Source organism: Pseudomonas sp. 91RF (assembly GCF_003576265.1).
In the GTDB taxonomy this organism is placed as follows: Bacteria; Pseudomonadota; Gammaproteobacteria; order Pseudomonadales; family Pseudomonadaceae; genus Aquipseudomonas; species Aquipseudomonas kribbensis.
Map to the genome: position 1 here is coordinate 301367 of NZ_QWFC01000047.1, position 19141 is coordinate 320507.

Sequence of the window (19141 nt, forward strand, 5' to 3'; positions counted from 1 at the left end):
AGACTGCCCGGTCACCCCTGTCAAGCGCCCTGCCCTACGACTTTGGGCCAAGAGCCACGGCGCACAAGGGCTAGACTGTTCACAATCGACAGAAAAAATGTCTACAACTTTTTCTTCAGCGGGACGATTGCAACATCGAAGGGTCGGTCAGCGGCAACAGCCAGCGAGCCTGACCGGGTTTCAACCCACCCCGTCGTGAACGATCGACCACCCAGCCCCGGGCCTCGATCTGCTTGCCCTTCAGCGCTTGCAGGGAGCTGCCAGCGAAGCGCTCCAGCAGATTGGGTGCAACGCGCAGTACAAGCTTGTCCTGCAACTCGATCCAGATTCCGCCACGATTGCGCTGAACCTTGCTCACACGCCCGCTGACGATGGCGAAACCCGAGCGTTCGATCTGCTCCGCTTTCAGTACAGGCGAGCGCTTCCACAGGCCAAGCCCGGCCTGACGTGCGCTGCGCTCGGCGGCCTGCTGGCAATCGACAAGATCGACATTCGGCGCCACCGCGACCTGGAATCCAAGGCCATCGGCGAGCATTTGCGCTTCAAGGCTGGCGCCGCTGACGCTGTAGAGGTGGGCGAGCGTACGCCCGTAATGGTCTTTTTCTTGCGCACCAAGGCGCAAACCGACCCGACCGCCACTGTCGGCCACCAAGGTTTCCAGGCGTTTGCGCGCCGCCACGGCAAACGGCTCGTCGCTGCGCCCCTGCTTGCCCAGCTCAGGCGTGTTGAGGCCGATCAGGCGTACGCTGCGGCCGTCACTCAGGCGCACCGTGTCGCCATCGATGACCCGCTGCACCACCACGCTCGACAGCCCCGAGGGCGTCGGGCAGAAGGCCTGGGCGCTGGACAGCCAAATCGCGGGCACAAAAAAGGCGCCCACAAGGGACGCCTTTTTCATCAGACCGGAAAAGCCGCTGAGGTTTTCCAGAATGAGGGGCCTTAGGCCTTTTTCGCGCCGAAAGCACCGAAACGGTCGGCGAACTTCTGAACGCGACCACCGGTGTCCAGAGTCTTCTGCTTACCGGTGTAGAACGGGTGGCACTCGTTGCAAACGTCGATCGCCAGGGCTTTGCCGAAGGTCGAACGGGTTTCGAACTTGTTGCCGCAGCTGCAAGTTACTGCAACTTCTGGGTAATTCGGGTGGATATCGGCTTTCATGGTGTTTTCCTCAGCTGGCGTGCCGCCATCCAACACGATTGTTGAATACCGCACGTAATTAGGCCGCGGATTCTACCAGACAATCCCGATCACGCAAGCTGTCACTGAGACCGACCGTCTGCTAGGCTCCGGCCCTTCTTTACCCACCCGTCCATTGAGATCCCCCCGCGTGCCCGACGCCATTCTGCGCCTCGCCCTGCCTTCGCCCCTGCGCCGCCTGTTCGACTATCGGGCCCCGGCCGGCGTGCTGCGTTCGCAGTTGCAGCCGGGCATGCGCCTGCGGGTGCCGTTCGGTCGACGGGAGATGATCGGGATTCTGGTGGAAGTCACTGACACCAGCGAAGTACCGGTGGAGAAGCTCAAACCGGCGCTGGCCCTGCTCGACGCCACCGCACCGCTGCCGCCCGCGCTGTTCAAGCTGTGCCTGTGGACCGCCCAGTATTATCAGCACAGCCTCGGCGACACCCTGAGCTGGGCACTGCCGGTGCTGCTGCGTCAGGGTGAACTGGCCGAAGCGCGACAGGAACGCTTCTGGTCCGCCGCCCCCGGCGCCAGCCTCGATGACCCGCGCATCGCCCGCGCCCCGCGCCAGCGTGAAGCCCTGGCAACGCTGGCCCAGCACCCTCACGGCGTCGCCCATCAGTTGCTGAGCAAACTGATGCTGAGCAAGGACAGCCTCGATCTGCTGCTGGCCAAGGATCTGGTGCAGGTCGAAGTGCGCCGCCACGCTCCCGGCGCGCGCCACGAACACTGGCTGGCCCAGCCCGAGCTGCCGCTCAACAGCGAGCAACGCGCCGCATACGAAGCGATTCGCGCCGGGTTCGACAGTTATCACGCGTTCCTGCTGGCCGGTGTCACCGGCAGCGGCAAGACCGAAGTCTATTTGCAGCTGATCCGCGAAACCCTCGAAGCCGGCAAGCAGGCACTGGTGCTGATCCCGGAGATCAACCTCGGCCCGCAGACCCTCGCCCGCTTCGAACAACGCTTCAACGCGCGCATCGCCCTGCTGCACTCGGCCGTCAACGACCGCGATCGCCTCGATGCCTGGCTCGCTGCCCGGGATGGCGAAGCCGACATTATTATCGGCACCCGCTCGGCGCTGTTCACCCCGATGAAAAATCCGGGGCTGATCATCATCGACGAAGAACACGACGGCTCCTATAAACAGCAGGAAGGCCTGCGCTACCACGCGCGGGATCTGGCACTGGTGCGCGCACGGCAGGAAAACATCCCGATCGTGCTCGGCTCCGCGACGCCATCACTGGAAAGCCTGCACAACGCCTACAGCGGCCGCTACGGACTCCTGCGCCTGAACGAACGGGCCGGCGGCGCCAAACAGCCACGGTTCCTGCGTCTGGATGTGAAAAGCCGTCCACTGGACAGCGGCATTTCCGGACCGATGCAGCAAGCCATCGGCCAGACCCTCGCCGCCGGCCAGCAGGTACTGGTGTTCCTCAACCGCCGGGGGTTTGCCCCGACCCTGCTGTGCCACGACTGCGGCTGGATGTCCGAGTGCCAGCGCTGCGATGCGCGGATGACCGTGCACCAGCGCTATGGCGAGTTGCGCTGCCACCACTGCGGTTACGTCGAGCGCGTGCCGCGCCAGTGCCCGAAGTGCAACAAGGTCGACCTGCGGCCGGTGGGCGCTGGCACCGAACGGGCCGAGGAACGGCTGGCGATTCTGTTCCCGGACTATCCGGTACTGCGCGTCGATCGCGACAGCACCTCGCGCAAGGACGCGATGAATCAGTTGTTCGCCACCATTCAGAAAGGCCAGCCGTGCATTCTGGTCGGCACCCAGATGTTGGCCAAGGGTCACCACTTCCCCCGCGTCACCCTGGTGTCGATCCTCGATGCCGACGGCGGACTGTTCTCCGGCGACTTCCGCGCCAGCGAGCGCATGGCGCAGCTGATCGTGCAGGTTGCCGGGCGCGCCGGGCGGGCAGAAGAACCGGGCAAGGTGATCATCCAGACCCACTTGGCCGACCATCCTTTATTGGTGCAACTGACCGAGCAGGGTTACTTCGCCTTCGCCGAGCAGGCCCTGAGCGAACGCCGCGCCGCCGGCTTGCCGCCATTCGCCCATCTGGCGCTGCTGCGCGCCGAAGCGCACAAACCGGGGCAGGCCGAAGGTTTTCTTGATGAAGCGTGCAGCGAGGCCGAGCGTTTGCTGGCCGAACAGAACCTGAGCGGCATCGAACTGCTGGGGCCGGTGCCGGCACCGATGGAACGCCGGGCTGGACGCTTCCGTGCGCAACTACTCTTGCAGGCCACGGCCCGGGCGCCGCTGCACCGGTTGCTGGCGAGCTGGCTGCTGGCGCTGGAGCAGATGCCGAGCGGCCGGGCGGTGCGCTGGTCGCTGGATGTCGATCCGGTGGATCTCTACTGACCGGGCAAAACCGCTCGAATTGTCACCACACATCCACATCCTGCCTGCTAAGGTTGGCAAGCCCGTCTTCGCAACGGATAATGCCCAGTTTTTCCACCCGCGCATCGATGCGCCGCCGCGCTTGCGGTCGAAAGAGAAGACCATGAAAGACACCATTCGCCAGCTGATCCAACAAGCCCTCACCCAACTCGTCAACGAAGGTGTGTTGCCTGAAGGCCTGACGCCGGCGATCCAGGTGGAAAACGCCCGGGACAAGACCCACGGCGATTTCGCCAGCAACATCGCCATGATGCTGGCCAAGCCTGCGGGCATGAAGCCGCGTGACCTGGCAGAAAAAATCATCGCCGCCCTGCCGGCTGACGAGAACGTCACCAAGGCCGAAATCGCCGGCCCAGGCTTCATCAATTTCTTCCAGAACACCCAGGCGCTGGCCTCGCGCCTCGACGCCGCCCTGGCCGACGCTCACGTTGGTGTGCGCAAGGCCGGCCCGGCGCAACGCACGGTGGTCGACCTGTCGGCGCCGAACCTGGCCAAAGAGATGCACGTCGGCCACTTGCGCTCGACCATCATCGGCGACGGCGTGGCCCGTGTGCTCGAATTCCTCGGCGATACCGTGATCCGTCAGAACCACGTCGGCGACTGGGGTACCCAGTTCGGCATGCTGATGGCATACCTGCAGGAAAACCCGATCACCAGCGACGAACTGTCGGACCTGGAAAACTTCTACCGCGCCGCCAAGCAGCGCTTCGACGAGTCCCCGGAATTCGCCGACCGGGCCCGTGGTCTGGTGGTCAAGCTGCAGGCCGGCGATGCCGAATGCCTCGCGCTGTGGACCAGGTTCAAGGACATCTCGCTGTCGCACTGCCAGAAGATCTACGAACTGCTCAACGTCAAACTGACCATGGCCGACGTGATGGGCGAAAGCGCCTACAACGATGACCTGATCAACGTGGTCAACGACCTGAAAGCCGCCGGCATGCTGGTCGAAAGCAATGGCGCCCAGTGCGTGTTCCTCGACGAGTTCAAGAACGCCGAAGGCGAGCCGCTGCCGGTGATCATCGTCAAGGCTGACGGCGGCTACCTGTACGCCACCACCGACCTGGCCGCCGTGCGCTACCGCAGCGGCAAACTGAAGGCCGACCGCGCGCTGTACTTCGTCGACCAGCGTCAGGCCCTGCACTTCCAGCAAGTGTTCGCCGTGGCGCGCAAGGCCGGTTTCGTGACCCATCCGATGGAAATGGAGCACATGGGCTTCGGCACCATGAACGGCGCCGACGGCCGTCCGTTCAAGACCCGTGACGGCGGCACCGTGAAGCTGATCGATCTGCTGACGGAAGCGCAGGAACGTGCCTACGCATTGGTAAAAGAGAAAAACCCGACACTGGCCGACGACGAACTGCGCAGCATCGCCAAGGTTGTGGGCATCGGCGCGGTGAAATACGCCGACCTGTCGAAGCACCGCACCAGCGACTACAGCTTCAACTTCGACCAGATGCTCAACTTCGAAGGCAACACCGCGCCATACCTGCTGTACGCCTACACTCGCGTGGCCGGCGTATTCCGCAAACTGGGCAAGGATTTCAGCGAAGTCGACGGCCAGATCGTCCTCGAAGCGGCGCACGAACAGGAACTGGCGGCGAAACTGGCGCAGTTCGGTGAAGTGCTGAACAACGTCGCGGAAAAGGGCACGCCACACACTCTGTGCACCTACCTGTACGACGTGGCCGGCCTGTTCTCCAGCTTCTACGAGAACTGCCCGATCCTCGCCGCCGACACCCCGGCACAAATGCAGAGCCGTCTGCGCCTTGCCGCGCTGACCGGCCGTACCCTCAAGCAAGGCCTGGAACTGCTCGGCCTGGAAACCCTGGAGCGTATGTAAGTTGGCTGCCAAGAAAAAACCTGCACCCAAGCGTGGCGCCAGCCGTTACCAAGCTCCTGCGAAGCAACCGATCCCGGGCTGGCTGTGGATGGCCATCGGCCTGACGGTCGGTGCGTTCATCGTGTTCCTGATGAAACTGGAACCGGGCAAGGGCAGCGACACGGTCAAGCGCGAGAAGGTCGAACAACAGCAACAACAGAAAGCCACCAAGATCGCCGAGGCCAACAAGACCCCGCCGAGCCCGACGCAACCGGTGAAGCCGAAGTACGACTTCTACACCCTGCTGCCGGAATCGGAAGTGATCGTGCCGCCTGACGCCGTGCCGGAGAAAACCCTGCCGACGCCACAGGTGCCGGCGATCCCGACTACGCCGGTCACCCCGGCGGAAGCGGCGAAGATCGACACCGCACGCGCCCAGGCTGCTCTGGCCGGGATCACCCCGCCACCAGCGCCACCGGTGACCAAGGCTGCACCGGTGACCAAGTTCTTCCTGCAGGCCGGCTCGTTCCGCAAGCAGACAGATGCCGACAAGGTCCGCGCGCAGATCATTCTGCTCGGCCAGGCGGTCGCGGTTGAATCCGGGACCGTGAAGGATGAAACCTGGTACCGCGTACTGGTCGGCCCGTTCAGCAACCGCGAACAACTGACCACCGCCCAGAAACAACTGGCGGGCGCAGGGTTCAGCAACCTGTTGTTACAACAACGCCAGAGCCGCTGATTCCCCTCGAATGATCCTTCCCGCGCTCTGCGTGGGGAGGATCAGCGCAACAACACCGCTCGTCCCCTCTCCCTTCCTGCAGTTGAAATCCTCTCCACCACCCCCATATGAATGGGCATAAGGCATTTTCGCCCCGCAGTGTGGAGACTCTTCCCTTGACCACCATCGTTTCAGTCCGCCGCCACGGCAAAGTCGTCATGGGCGGCGACGGCCAGGTTTCTCTCGGCAACACCGTGATGAAAGGCAACGCGAAGAAAGTTCGTCGCCTGTACCACGGCCAGGTCATCGCCGGTTTCGCCGGTGCCACCGCCGACGCCTTTACCCTGTTCGAACGTTTCGAAGGCCAGCTCGAGAAACATCAGGGCCACCTGATCCGTGCCGCCGTCGAACTCGCAAAAGAATGGCGCACCGACCGCTCCCTGAGCCGCCTCGAAGCGATGCTCGCGGTCGCCAACAAGGACGCCTCCCTGATCATCACCGGCAACGGTGACGTGGTCGAACCCGAAGACGGCCTGATCGCCATGGGTTCCGGTGGCGCCTATGCGCAAGCCGCCGCCAGCGCCCTGCTGAAGAAGACCGACCTGTCGGCCCGCGAAATCGTCGAGACCGCTCTCGGCATCGCCGGCGACATCTGTGTATTCACCAACCACACCCAGACCATTGAGGAGCAGGATCTCGCTGACCAAGCCTGACGCGGCCCTGTGCCACGGCTTGTTTCTGCTTGAGGACCGTCAATTATTATGTCCATGACTCCCCGCGAAATCGTCCACGAACTCAATCGCCATATCATCGGCCAGGACGATGCCAAGCGCGCCGTCGCGATTGCCCTGCGCAACCGCTGGCGTCGCATGCAGCTGCCTGAAGAGCTGCGCGTTGAAGTGACCCCGAAGAACATCCTGATGATCGGCCCGACCGGTGTCGGTAAAACCGAAATCGCCCGTCGCCTGGCCAAACTGGCCAACGCGCCGTTCATCAAGGTCGAAGCGACCAAGTTCACCGAAGTCGGCTACGTCGGCCGTGACGTCGAATCGATCATCCGCGACCTGGCCGATGCCGCAATCAAGATGCTGCGCGAGCAGGAAATGACCCGCGTGCGCCACCGCGCCGAAGACGCCGCCGAGGACCGCATCCTCGACGCGCTGCTGCCACCGGCACGCATGGGCTTCGGCAACGAAGACGCGCCGACCCAGGATTCCAACACTCGCCAGCTGTTCCGCAAGCGCCTGCGCGAAGGTCAGCTGGATGACAAGGAAATCGAGATCGAAGTCGCCGAAATGGCCGGCATCGAGATCGCCACGCCGCCGGGCATGGAAGAGATGACCAACCAGCTGCAGTCCCTGTTCGCCAACATGGGCAAGGGCAAGAAGAAGGCTCGCAAGCTGAAGGTCAAGGAAGCGCTGAAGCTGGTGCGCGATGAAGAAGCCGGGCGCCTGGTCAACGAAGAAGAGTTGAAGGCCAAGGCCCTGGAAGCGGTCGAGCAGCACGGCATCGTGTTCATCGACGAAATCGACAAGGTCGCCAAGCGCGGCAATGTCGGCGGCGCCGATGTGTCCCGCGAAGGCGTACAACGCGACCTGCTGCCGCTGATCGAAGGCTGCACCGTCAATACCAAGCTGGGCATGGTCAAGACCGACCACATCCTGTTCATCGCCTCCGGCGCGTTCCACCTGAGCAAGCCGAGCGATCTGGTGCCGGAGCTGCAAGGCCGCCTGCCGATCCGCGTCGAACTCAAGGCCCTGAGCCCGGAAGACTTCGAGCGCATCCTCAGCGAACCGCACGCCTCGCTCACCGAGCAGTACTGCGCGCTGCTGAAGACCGAAGGCCTGAATATCCAGTTCCAGCCTGAAGGCATCAAGCGTCTGGCGGAGATCGCCTGGCAGGTCAACGAGAAGACCGAGAACATCGGCGCCCGTCGCCTGCACACGCTGCTCGAGCGTCTGCTGGAAGAGGTGTCGTTCAGTGCCGGTGATCTGGCCAGCGCCCACGACGACAAGGCGATCCTGATCGACGCCGAGTACGTCAACAGCCACCTGGGCGAATTGGCGCAGAACGAAGATCTGTCCCGTTATATCCTGTAAGCAACCCTTACAGATGTAGTGGAACTGTGGGAGCGAGCCTGCTCGCGATGACGGCAGCACATTCAACCTTTACGTTGACTGATCCACCGCTATCGCGAGCAGGCTCGCTCCCACAAGGTTCCGCACAAAACGGATACCCCGGCCATGCTCCCCACCGACATCAAACTGCACAAAGCCTCGAAAACCCTGTCGCTCAAATACGCGTCCGGCGAGGAATACACCCTGCCCGCCGAATTCCTGCGCGTGCATTCCCCCTCCGCCGAGGTCCAGGGCCACGGCAAACCGATCCTGCAATTCGGCAAGCTCCACGTCGGCCTGACCAAGGTAGAACCGGCCGGTCAGTACGCACTGAAACTGACCTTCGACGACGGTCACGACAGCGGCCTGTTCACCTGGGATTACCTCTACGAACTGGGGCGACGTTATGACGCACTCTGGGCGGATTATCTGGCCGAGCTCAAAGCCGCCGGCAAAACCCGCGACCCGGACGAGTCCGTCGTCAAGCTGATGCTCTAGTCCGCGCCTCGGACTGTTTAGAGGGCATTTTCTAAATTCATCTGTTTGAATGCTCCGCTAAAGCGGCCCGGGATCGGCTGCTTGCGAAAAAAATTAAACTCGGGTAACCAATGGAGCTGGCAAGTTCCCTGCAGTGCTCTACGACTGTAAAGCAGCTATGCAGAATCAACGGTCACCCGAGCAGTAGTACCTGGCATTGGCTGTGGAACTGCACAGCAGAAACCGGGTACTCGTCTCAGGACAATGGAGCGTCGTAGATGAGTAACAAGAATAACGATGATTTGAAGTACCAAGCCTCGGAAAACACCCTGGGGCTGAATCCTGTCGTTGGGCTTCGCGGAAAGGATCTGCTGGCCTCTGCTCGAATGGTGCTGACCCAGGCCATCAAACAACCGATCCATAGCGTCAAACACGTCACTCATTTCGGCATCGAACTGAAGAACGTGCTGTTCGGCAAATCAGAACTGCAACCGGCAGGCGATGACCGTCGTTTTGTCGACCCGGCGTGGAGTCAGAACCCGCTGTACAAACGTTACCTGCAAACCTACCTGGCGTGGCGCAAGGAACTCCATGCCTGGATCGACGACAGCAGCCTCTCGCCCAAGGACATCGCGCGCGGCCACTTCGTGATCAACCTGATGACCGAAGCCATGGCGCCGACCAACACCGCAGCCAACCCGGCGGCAGTCAAACGCTTCTTCGAAACCGGTGGCAAGAGCCTGCTCGACGGCCTCTCGCATCTGGCCAAGGATCTGGTGCACAACGGCGGCATGCCGAGCCAGGTCAACATGGGCGCTTTCGAGGTCGGCAAGACCCTGGGCGTGAGCGAAGGCGCAGTAGTGTTTCGCAACGACGTGCTGGAGCTGATCCAGTACAAGCCGATCACCGAGCAAGTCCACGAGCGCCCGCTGCTGGTAGTGCCGCCGCAGATCAACAAGTTCTACGTATTCGACCTGAGCCCGGACAAGAGCCTGGCGCGCTTCTGCCTGCGCAACAATGTGCAGACCTTTATCGTCAGCTGGCGCAACCCGACCAAGGAACAGCGCGAGTGGGGCCTCTCGACTTACATCGAAGCCCTGAAGGAAGCGGTCGACGTGGTCACCGCGATCACCGGCAGCAAGGACGTCAACATGCTGGGCGCCTGCTCCGGCGGTATCACTTGCACGGCCCTGCTGGGCCACTACGCCGCCACCGGCGAAAACAAGGTCAATGCCCTGACCCTGCTGGTCAGCGTGCTCGACACCACCCTGGACAGCGACGTCGCCCTGTTCGTCGACGAGCAGACCCTGGAGATGGCCAAGCGTCATTCGTATCAGGCCGGCGTGCTCGAAGGCAAAGACATGGCCAAGGTCTTCGCCTGGATGCGCCCCAACGATCTGATCTGGAACTACTGGGTCAACAACTACCTGCTGGGCAACGAGCCGCCGGTGTTCGACATCCTGTTCTGGAACAACGACACCACCCGGTTGCCGGCTGCGTTCCACGGCGACCTGATCGAGATGTTCAAAAACAACCCACTGACCCGCCCCGATGCACTGGAAGTGTGCGGCACGCCGATCGACCTCAAGAAGGTCACGGCCGACATCTTCTCGCTGGCCGGCACCAACGACCACATCACCCCGTGGAAGTCCTGCTACAAGTCGGCGCAGCTGTTTGGCGGCAAGGTGGAATTCGTGCTGTCCAGCAGCGGGCATATCCAGAGCATTCTGAACCCGCCGGGCAACCCGAAATCGCGCTACATGACCAGCGACGAAATGACCGCCAATGCCGATGACTGGCAGGAAAACTCGACCAAGCACGCCGACTCCTGGTGGCTGCACTGGCAGGCCTGGCAGGCGGCACGTTCGGGCGAACTGAAAAAGGCGCCGACGAAGCTGGGCAACAAAGCGTTCCCGGCAGGCGAAGCCTCGCCGGGCACTTACGTACACGAGCGGTAACTGACACACCTCGCCCCACAATGTGGGAGCGAGCCTGCTCGCGATGGCGTCGGCAGCCGGAACAATGTGCTGACTGATACACCGCTATCGCGAGCAGGCTCGCTCCCACAGGGGATCGAGGCTGACATTGAGATTGATCCACAGGGCCCTGAAGCATGCCGCAACCGTTCATCTTCCGTACCGTCGAGCTGGATGGCCAGACCCTCCGGACCGCCGTACGCCCCGGCAAGCCTCACTTGACGCCCTTGCTGATTTTCAACGGCATCGGCGCCAACCTGGAGCTGGTGTTTCCTTTTGTCGCGGCGCTGGATCCGGACCTGGAAGTGATCGCCTTCGACGTGCCCGGTGTCGGTGGCTCTTCGACGCCGAGCCGGCCGTATCGCTTTCCGGGGCTGGCGAAGCTGACGGCACGGATGCTCGATTACCTCGACTACGGCCAGGTCAATGTGATCGGTGTGTCCTGGGGTGGTGCGCTGGCGCAGCAGTTCGCCCATGACTATCCCGAGCGCTGCAAGAAGCTGGTACTGGCCGCCACGGCGGCGGGCGCGGTGATGGTGCCGGGCAAGCCGAAGGTGCTGTGGATGATGGCTAGCCCGCGCCGCTACATCCAGCCGTCCCATGTGATCCGCATCGCCCCGATGATCTACGGCGGCTCGTTCCGTCGCGACCCGACGCTCGCCGCCAGTCACGCGGCCAAGGTGCGTTCGGCGGGCAAGCTCGGCTACTACTGGCAACTGTTCGCGGGCCTTGGCTGGACCAGCATTCACTGGCTGCACAAGATCCACCAGCCGACCCTGGTGCTGGCCGGTGACGACGATCCGCTGATCCCGCTGATCAACATGCGTCTGCTCGCCTGGCGCATCCCCAACGCGCAATTGCACATCATCGATGACGGGCATCTGTTCCTCATCACCCGGGCCGAAGCCGTGGCGCCGATCATCATGAAATTTCTCCAGGAGGAACGTCTTCGCGCAGTGATGCACCCCCACCCGACACCGCTGGGCGGATAACCGGCCCGGTCCGGTTTTCTGGACAGCTCCTTGCAGAGCTTTTCAACGTGCGTGGCAGGACGCCGCGCAGGCAACAAGCCGCAACAGCGTCTATGGTGTTCTGGTTCGGTGTGTTTGTTTTTGACCTGAAGACGAAGGAGTGTTGAGTCATGCGCGACAAACCAGCGACGGGCGTAGTGCCCAGTCCCGCCGTTTTCATCAATGCACAAAGTGCAATGACCGGCCTGCGAGGCCGCGACCTGATTTCGACGTTGCGCAGCGTAGCCGCCCATGGTCTGCGCAACCCCATTCACAGCGCGAAGCACGCGTTGAAACTCGGCGGCGCGCTCGGACGCGTGCTGCTCGGTGAAACCCTGCATCCGACCAACCCCAATGACAGCCGTTTCGCCGATCCGGCCTGGAGCCTCAACCCGTTTTACCGCCGGGGCTTGCAGGCCTATCTGAGCTGGCAGAAACAGGTGAAGAGCTGGATCGACGAAAGCAGCATGAGCGACGACGACCGCGCCCGTGCGCACTTCGCTTTTTCCCTGATCAACGACGCCGTGGCGCCCTCCAACACGCTGCTCAATCCGCTGGCGATCAAGGAGCTGTTCAACTCCGGCGGCCACAGTCTGGTACGCGGTTTGAGTCATCTTTTCGATGACCTGCTGCACAACGACGGCCTGCCGCGCCAGGTGACCAAACAGGCTTTCGAAGTCGGCAAGACTGTCGCCACCACCACCGGTTCGGTGGTGTTTCGCAACGAACTGCTCGAGCTGATCCAGTACAAGCCGATGAGCGAAAAGCAGTATTCGAAACCGCTGCTGGTGGTGCCACCGCAAATCAACAAGTACTACATTTTCGACCTGAGCCCGAGCAACAGTTTCGTCCAGTACGCCCTGAAGAACGGCTTGCAGACCTTCATGATCAGTTGGCGCAACCCGGACGTGCGTCATCGCGAATGGGGCCTGTCGACCTACGTCGAGGCCGTGGAAGAAGCGATGAACATCTGCCGGGCGATCACCGGTGCCCGCGAGGTCAACCTGATGGGTGCCTGCGCCGGCGGGCTGACCATCGCTGCGCTGCAGGGACACTTGCAGGCCAAGCGGCAGTTGCGGCGGGTCTCCAGCGCGACCTATCTGGTGAGCCTGCTCGACAGTCAGATCGACTCCCCGGCGACGCTGTTCGCCGACGAACAGACCCTCGAAGCGGCCAAGCGCCGTTCCTATCAGAAAGGCGTGCTGGACGGTCGCGACATGGCCAGGGTGTTCGCCTGGATGCGGCCCAACGATCTGATCTGGAGCTACTTCGTCAACAACTACCTGCTGGGCAAGGAGCCGCCGGCGTTCGACATCCTCTACTGGAACAACGACAGCACCCGCCTGCCCGCCGCGTTTCATGGCGACCTGCTGGACTTCTTCAAACACAACCCGCTGATTCATTCGGGCGGCCTGGAAGTCTGCGGCACGCCGATCGACCTGCAGAAAGTCACGGTCGACAGTTTCAGCGTGGCCGGCATGAACGACCACATCACGCCATGGGACGCGGTGTATCGCTCGACCCTGTTGCTGGGTGGCGAGCGGCGCTTCGTGCTGTCCAACAGCGGCCACGTCCAGAGCATTCTCAACCCGCCGAGCAACCCCAAGGCCAACTACGTCGAAAACGGCAAGATGAGCAGCGACCCGCGCGCCTGGTACTACGACGCGAAAAAAGTCGACGGCAGCTGGTGGCCGCAGTGGCTGGAGTGGGTTCAGCAGCGCTCCGGCACCCTGCGCGAAACCCAGATGGCCCTTGGCAATGCGAACTATCCACCGATGGAGGCGGCGCCCGGCACTTACGTGCGCGTGCGCTGACCGGCCCCAACCGCCCTTTAAGAAGACTGGATGAAAACAAGCGAACGGATCCTCGAATGTGCCCTGCAGTTATTCAACGAGAAGGGCGAGCCGAACGTCTCCACCATGGAGGTTGCCAATGAAATGGGGATCAGCCCCGGCAACCTCTACTACCACTTCCACGGCAAGGAGCCGTTGATCCTCGGGCTGTTCGAGCGCTTCCAGAACGAACTGGCGCCCCTGCTCGACCCGCCCGCCGATGTCGAACTGGCACCGGAGGATTACTGGCTGTTCCTGCACCTGATCGTCGAACGGCTGGCGCAGTACCGGTTCCTGTTCCAGGACCTGTCGAACCTGGCCGGACGCCTGCCGAAACTGGCCAAGGGCATTCGCAACTTTCTCAACGTCCTGAAACGCACGCTGGCGTCACTGCTGGCGCGATTGAAGGCCTCGGGGCAATTGGTCAGCGATACCCAGGCATTGGGACAACTGGTGGAACAGATCACCATGACGCTGCTGTTCTCGCTGGACTATCAGCGAATTCTCGATCGCGAGGGGGAAGTGAGGCTGGTGGTTTACCAGATCATGATGCTGGTGGCGCCGCATTTGTTGCCGCCGGTGAAGGCGGCTACGGAGAGGATGGCGCTGCAGTATCTCGAAGATCACGAGTGACCGCACAAACAAAAACGCCCGACCTTCACAGGCCGGGCGTTTTCTTGTGCCCTGAATATCAGGACTGACTGGTCGGCGTCGACGGAGTCGATGCAACACTCGAAACTGGCGCCGGGGTTGGAGCCGAGGCGGAGTTCGACGTGCTGGCCAGTGCTTGCGGTGTGGTCACCGGTTTTGGTGCGGCAGCTTTCGGCGCAGCGGCTTTCGGCGCGGCCGGTTTTTTCACTGCTGGTTTTTTCGCTGCAGCCGGTTTGGCGGCAGGCTTGGCAGCGGGTTTGGCGGCAGCGGTTTTCGCTGCTGGCTTGGCCGCCGGTTTTGCAGCAGGTTTGGCGGCGGCCTTGGCGGCAACCGGTTTGGCTGCGGCTTTTACTGCAGGCTTGGCCGCAGCGGTTTTGGCTGCTGGTTTTGCTGCCGGTTTGGCGGCGGCTTTAGCCAGTGGCTTGGCAGCGGTTTTGGCCGCAGGCTTGGCTGCTGCGGTTTTGGCCGCGACAGGCTGAGTTTTCAGGCCGGTGAGTTTCTCGATCTGCTTGGTCAGGGTATCGACCTTCTTGTGCAGATCCTTCACCTCATTGCGGCTCGGTACGCCCAGGCGCGAAATCGCACTGTTCAGGCGCTTGTCGAAAGCCCCTTCCAGTTGATCCCAGGTGCCCAGCGCGCGATCTTTCACGCCGCTGATGCGCGATTTGGCCGAGCTCGCGCTGTCCTTGGCAGCATCGACTTTCTTGCCGACTGCAGCCTTGGTGAGCTTCTCGGCTTTCTCGCCGTCTTTGACCAATGTATCGAAGAGCTTGCTGCCGTCAGTGTCGATCTTCGAGTACACGCCTAAACCAGCCAGCCAGATCTTGCGGGAATAGTCTTCGACTTTTCCGATCCACGAGCTGCCTTCTTTATCGGTGTTCTTTTTACCAGCCATCCCGTTCTCCTTAAGATTTACGCGCGACGCGTTCGAGCAATGCCGTCAGCTCATCGAGCTTAGCAGAGAGTGCCTCAACGTCATGTTTAGACGGAATGCCGATACGATTCAAGGCACTGGCGACACGCGTGTCGAACGCCTTCTCGACCTTGTCGAGCTGAACTTCGACGCGGCCTTTGAAAGAGCTGACTTCGCTCCTGGCTTCGTCGATCTCGGCATTGGCCGCTTCGAGTTTTTCGGTGACGGCTTTTTTGCCTTTCTTTTCAACAGTTTGACCAGCCTTGATCAACTCCTGAAAGTACTCGCTGCCCTCCTGACCGACCTTGGTGTAGGCACCCAGGCCTGCCAGCCAGATCTTGCGGGCATAGGATTTGACGTCGCTCAGAGCAGAAGTCGAGGCGTCGATTTTTTTCTTCAAAATAACTTTGGCCATGGTGCACCTCACGCGCAGAAGGTTTGAGGAACTGCCCTGACGAGTGTCGGGCTCAGGCACAAAGTAGGGAGAAAAATTAGAAACGGCACCCTAACAACTGACATAAAAGGCAGGTGCACAAGAAAAGAAAGGGGAGCCCGAAGCTCCCCGTTTGTCCTGATCAGACCAGCGCCTTGTCCAGCGCCTTCTCGATCTCGGCTTTGATCATGCCGCTCATGGCCGACATCATCAGGCCCAGTTCCACGTCGACCCGGATCGAATCCTCGGCCACATGCACCGCGCCCTTCACGCCCGAACGCTTGAGGTTCAGGGTGTCACCCGCCCACTGCGGCTCGAGGCCATACTGATCGGACAGTTTCTGCGCCAGTTTGTCGGCTTTCTCGCGGGCCGCTTCCTTGCCCAGGCTGTGGGCACGCTCAACACTGATATGGGCCATTGAATGACTCCTGCTTTTTGAATGGGGCTATGAATGCCTGCAACGAATCTTGACCGCCACTGCGGCAAATCGTCCCGAAGGTTGCCCATCTTACCTTTAGCCATTCCAAGACAAAGCATGGCTTGGGGATTAGAATGTCGCGCATTCTCTTTTGGTGACAGCGATATGACTGATCAGCGCAAAGGCAGCGATGCCGAACCCACCACTCACTTCGGCTTCAAAAACGTTCCGGAAAGCCAGAAAGCGGAAAAAGTCGCTGAGGTGTTCCACTCCGTGGCCGCCAAGTACGACCTGATGAACGACCTTCTGTCGGGCGGCATGCACCGTCTGTGGAAGCGCTTCGCGATCGAGCTGTCGGGCGTGCGCGCCGGCAACTGCGTGCTGGACATCGCCGGCGGCACCGGCGACCTGACCAAGAAATTCTCGCACCTGGTCGGCCCGACCGGTCAGGTGGTTCTCGCGGACATCAACGAATCCATGCTCAAAGTCGGTCGTGACCGCCTGCTGGATGTCGGCGTGTCGGGCAACGTCGAGTTCGTGCAGGCCGACGCTGAAAAACTGCCGTTCCCGGACAACCATTTCGACTGCGTGACCATCGCCTTCGGCCTGCGCAACGTGACGCACAAGGAAGACGCCCTGCGCTCCATGCTTCGCGTACTCAAGCCTGGCGGCCGCCTGCTGGTGCTGGAGTTCTCCAAGCCGACCAACGCGCTGATGTCCAAGGCCTACGACGCCTACTCGTTCGCCTTCATGCCGCTGATGGGCAAGCTGATCACCAACGACTCGGAAAGCTATCGCTACCTGGCCGAATCGATCCGCATGCACCCGAATCAGGAAACCCTGAAGTCGATGATGGTCGACGCCGGTTTCGACCGCGTGACCTATCACAACATGACCGCAGGCATCGTTGCCCTGCACCGTGGCATCAAGCCCTGATGCTGCTGACCGGGCTGCTGGCCAGCGTCGAACTCGGCCTGAATCGCGTGCTGCGTCTCGACAGCACGGCGCTGCCGAGACTGGCGCATCTGACCGGCAAAGTGATTGCCGTGGATTGCCGCAGCCCGGCGCTGCAACTGTTCATCCTGCCGAGCGACGAAGGCCTGATGCTGGCGTCCCGTTGGGAAACCGGCGTCGACTGCACACTGCGCGCCCCGGCTTCGAGCCTGGTGAAACTGGCCCTGAGCAAGGACAAGACCGCGGTGCTGCACGCACCGGAAGTCGAACTCGACGGCGACAGCGGCGTGCTGCTGGAACTGGCGGGCGTGCTGCAGGACCTCGAGCTGGACTGGGAGTACGAACTCTCGCGCTGGCTCGGCCCGGTCGCCACGCAACTGGTCGGCGGTCACCTGCGCAGCCGCGCCCGCTGGTATCAACAAGGATTTGCCAGCCTCAACCAGAACCTCGCCGAATACCTGGCCGAAGAATCGCGCACCCTCGTCGGGCAGCGCGAAGCCGAAGCCCGCTTCAGCGAACTGGACCGGATCAAACTCGATCTGGAACGTCTCGAGGCGCGCTTCGAGCGCCTTTCCCGATCCCTCGACCCAAGCGATAACGCATGAAGCTGCTCGCCGTCCGCCGTCTGTTGCGCATCCAGCGCGTCGTGATCCGCTACCGCCTCGATGATCTGCTGTTCGATCTGCCTTTGCCGTGGTTCCTGCTGGCGCTGCGCTATGTCCTTCCGTGGCGCTGGTTCCCGCGCAAGCCGCTGGACCTGAGCCGTGGCGCACGCCTGCGCCTGGCCTTGCAGGACCTGGGACCGATCTTCATCAAGTTCGGGCAGATCCTCTCGACCCGCCGCGACCTGCTGCCGGAAGACATCGCCGATGAGCTGATGCTGTTGCAGGACCGCGTGCCACCGTTCGATTCGCAGCTGTCGGTCAAACTGATCGAAGAACAGCTGGGCAAGAAGATCAGCGAAGTGTTCAGCCGCTTCGACGTCGAACCGCTGGCTTCGGCCTCGGTGGCGCAAGTGCATGCCGCACAGCTGAAGACCGGCGAAGAAGTGGTGGTCAAGGTGATCCGCCCGGGCCTGAAACCGGTGATCGCCCAGGATCTGGCGTGGCTGTTCATCCTCGCCCGCGCCGCCGAAAAGGTCTCCGCCGACGCCCGCCTGCTGCACCCGGTGGACGTGGTCAGCGACTACGAAAAAACCATCTACGACGAACTCGACCTGTTGCGCGAGGCGGCCAACGCCAGCCAGTTGAAGCGCAACTTCGAAGGCTCGCCGCTGCTCTATGTGCCGCAAGTCTATTGGGACTGGTGCCGGCCGAAAGTGCTGGTGATGGAGCGTATCTACGGGATTCAGGTGACGGATCTGGCGACCCTCGCCGACCAGCGCACCGACATGAAAATGCTCGCCGAACGTGGCGTGGAGATCTTCTTCACTCAGGTGTTCCGCGACAGTTTCTTCCACGCCGACATGCACCCGGGCAACATATTCGTCAGCACAGTCAATCCGTGGAGCCCGCAGTACATCGCGATCGACTGCGGCATCGTCGGCAGCCTGACCCCGGAAGACCAGGATTATCTGGCGCGCAACCTGTTCGCCTTCTTCAAGCGCGACTACCGCCGCGTGGCGCAATTGCACATCGATTCGGGCTGGGTGCCGGCGGAAACCAAACTCAACGAATTCGAAGCGGCGATCCGTACCGTGTGCGAGCCGATCTTCGAAAAACCGTTAAAAGATATTTCATTTGGTCAGGTACTGATGCGCCTGTTCCAGACCGCTCGCCGCTTCAACATGGAAGTGCAGCCGCAACTGGTGCTGCTGCAAAAAACCCTGCTGAACATCGAAGGCCTGGGCCGTCAGCTGTACCCGGATCTGGATCTGTGGAACACCGCGCAGCCGTTCCTCGAACGCTGGATGCGCGAGCGCGTCAGCCCGAAAGCCTTGATCGGCAACGTGCAGAGCCAGTTCGAACAGCTGCCGCACCTGGCCAACATGGCCCGCGACCTGCTCGAGCGCATGTCCCAGCCCCACGCCAACGACCCGCCGCCGCCGTGGAAAAAGCGCAAGGACGACTGGTTCCTGCGCCTGCTCGGCAGCGCCCATCTGGCGGGCGGCACGATCCTCGCCGCCGGTGGCCCGCTGAATGAACTGGGGCATTGGCCCGCCGGGATCATGGTGGCAGTCGGCTTGTATCTGGTCGTTCGCCGATAGCCAGTTGCGTGATCGGCTGGCACACTGTTTC

The 19141-nt window shown here is 62.0% G+C and carries 18 protein-coding genes; 13 read left to right on the top strand and 5 right to left on the bottom strand.

Going from position 1 to position 19141, the window contains the following annotated elements; translation table 11 throughout:
• Nucleotides 1-115: 115 nt before the first annotated feature.
• Nucleotides 116-898, bottom strand: coding sequence for a thermonuclease family protein (locus DXT77_RS24635; protein ID WP_119429537.1), 783 nt, complete (start codon nucleotides 896-898; stop codon nucleotides 116-118).
• Nucleotides 899-939: 41 nt separating this feature from the next.
• Nucleotides 940-1158, bottom strand: coding sequence for a 50S ribosomal protein L31 (gene rpmE / locus DXT77_RS24640; protein ID WP_007952398.1), 219 nt, complete (start codon nucleotides 1156-1158; stop codon nucleotides 940-942).
• A gap of 169 nt (nucleotides 1159-1327) precedes the next feature.
• Here rpmE and DXT77_RS24645 point away from each other — a divergent pair, with 169 nt between their 5' ends.
• The 10 genes from DXT77_RS24645 to DXT77_RS24690 all read left to right on the top strand — a co-directional run bounded on the left by DXT77_RS24645 (nucleotide 1328) and on the right by DXT77_RS24690 (nucleotide 14168).
• A complete protein-coding gene (locus tag DXT77_RS24645; protein ID WP_119429538.1) occupies nucleotides 1328-3547 on the top strand; it encodes a primosomal protein N' in 2220 nt (739 codons plus the stop codon).
• 142 nt (nucleotides 3548-3689) lie between these two features.
• Nucleotides 3690-5426 (top strand): arginine--tRNA ligase, encoded by a 1737-nt coding sequence (argS, locus tag DXT77_RS24650; protein WP_119429539.1) that lies wholly within the window; start codon nucleotides 3690-3692, stop codon nucleotides 5424-5426.
• A 1-nt stretch (nucleotide 5427) separates the two neighbouring features.
• On the top strand, nucleotides 5428-6144 hold the full coding sequence (locus DXT77_RS24655) for an SPOR domain-containing protein (protein WP_085711050.1): 717 nt from the start codon (nucleotides 5428-5430) through the stop codon (nucleotides 6142-6144).
• A gap of 155 nt (nucleotides 6145-6299) precedes the next feature.
• The gene (hslV, locus tag DXT77_RS24660; protein ID WP_085683990.1) at nucleotides 6300-6836 is read left to right on the top strand and encodes an ATP-dependent protease subunit HslV; all 537 of its coding nucleotides are present in this window, start codon (nucleotides 6300-6302) and stop codon (nucleotides 6834-6836) included.
• A 48-nt stretch (nucleotides 6837-6884) separates the two neighbouring features.
• Nucleotides 6885-8222, top strand: coding sequence for an ATP-dependent protease ATPase subunit HslU (gene hslU, locus DXT77_RS24665; protein ID WP_085711049.1), 1338 nt, complete (start codon nucleotides 6885-6887; stop codon nucleotides 8220-8222).
• A gap of 144 nt (nucleotides 8223-8366) precedes the next feature.
• Nucleotides 8367-8738 (top strand): gamma-butyrobetaine hydroxylase-like domain-containing protein, encoded by a 372-nt coding sequence (locus DXT77_RS24670; RefSeq protein WP_119429540.1) that lies wholly within the window; start codon nucleotides 8367-8369, stop codon nucleotides 8736-8738.
• A 257-nt stretch (nucleotides 8739-8995) separates the two neighbouring features.
• Nucleotides 8996-10675 (top strand): class II poly(R)-hydroxyalkanoic acid synthase, encoded by a 1680-nt coding sequence (phaC, locus tag DXT77_RS24675; RefSeq protein WP_085711047.1) that lies wholly within the window; start codon nucleotides 8996-8998, stop codon nucleotides 10673-10675.
• Between the two features lie 155 nt (nucleotides 10676-10830).
• Nucleotides 10831-11685 carry a poly(3-hydroxyalkanoate) depolymerase gene (gene phaZ, locus DXT77_RS24680; protein ID WP_065259455.1) on the top strand — a complete coding sequence of 285 codons (855 nt, stop codon included), beginning with the start codon at nucleotides 10831-10833 and terminating at the stop codon, nucleotides 11683-11685.
• Nucleotides 11686-11834: 149 nt separating this feature from the next.
• Nucleotides 11835-13517, top strand: coding sequence for a class II poly(R)-hydroxyalkanoic acid synthase (gene phaC, locus DXT77_RS24685; RefSeq protein WP_119429541.1), 1683 nt, complete (start codon nucleotides 11835-11837; stop codon nucleotides 13515-13517).
• A gap of 30 nt (nucleotides 13518-13547) precedes the next feature.
• Complete coding sequence (locus DXT77_RS24690; RefSeq protein WP_119429542.1) at nucleotides 13548-14168, top strand: TetR/AcrR family transcriptional regulator; 621 nt, start codon at nucleotides 13548-13550, stop codon at nucleotides 14166-14168.
• A 58-nt stretch (nucleotides 14169-14226) separates the two neighbouring features.
• On the opposite strand, the gene DXT77_RS24695 is transcribed toward DXT77_RS24690, so the two are convergent.
• The 3 genes from DXT77_RS24695 to DXT77_RS24705 all read right to left on the bottom strand — a co-directional run bounded on the left by DXT77_RS24695 (nucleotide 14227) and on the right by DXT77_RS24705 (nucleotide 15950).
• Nucleotides 14227-15081 (bottom strand): phasin family protein, encoded by an 855-nt coding sequence (locus DXT77_RS24695; RefSeq protein ID WP_119429543.1) that lies wholly within the window; start codon nucleotides 15079-15081, stop codon nucleotides 14227-14229.
• Nucleotides 15082-15091: 10 nt separating this feature from the next.
• Nucleotides 15092-15514, bottom strand: a complete 423-nt coding sequence (locus DXT77_RS24700) for a phasin family protein (RefSeq protein WP_119429544.1) — start codon at nucleotides 15512-15514, stop codon at nucleotides 15092-15094.
• 160 nt (nucleotides 15515-15674) lie between these two features.
• Nucleotides 15675-15950 carry a polyhydroxyalkanoic acid system family protein gene (locus DXT77_RS24705; protein WP_119429545.1) on the bottom strand — a complete coding sequence of 92 codons (276 nt, stop codon included), beginning with the start codon at nucleotides 15948-15950 and terminating at the stop codon, nucleotides 15675-15677.
• Nucleotides 15951-16115: 165 nt separating this feature from the next.
• Here DXT77_RS24705 and ubiE point away from each other — a divergent pair, with 165 nt between their 5' ends.
• Genes ubiE through ubiB form a run of 3 tightly spaced genes read left to right on the top strand, consistent with a single transcriptional unit; the run spans nucleotide 16116 to nucleotide 19110 of the window.
• Entirely contained in the window at nucleotides 16116-16886 is a 771-nt protein-coding gene (ubiE, locus tag DXT77_RS24710) for a bifunctional demethylmenaquinone methyltransferase/2-methoxy-6-polyprenyl-1,4-benzoquinol methylase UbiE (protein WP_119429546.1), read from the top strand.
• Nucleotides 16886-17509, top strand: coding sequence for an SCP2 domain-containing protein (locus DXT77_RS24715; protein WP_039772453.1), 624 nt, complete (start codon nucleotides 16886-16888; stop codon nucleotides 17507-17509). The genes ubiE and DXT77_RS24715 overlap by 1 nt, the downstream gene beginning before the upstream one ends.
• Nucleotides 17506-19110, top strand: a complete 1605-nt coding sequence (gene ubiB / locus DXT77_RS24720) for a ubiquinone biosynthesis regulatory protein kinase UbiB (RefSeq protein ID WP_085683997.1) — start codon at nucleotides 17506-17508, stop codon at nucleotides 19108-19110. The genes DXT77_RS24715 and ubiB overlap by 4 nt, the downstream gene beginning before the upstream one ends.
• Nucleotides 19111-19141: the final 31 nt, after the last annotated feature.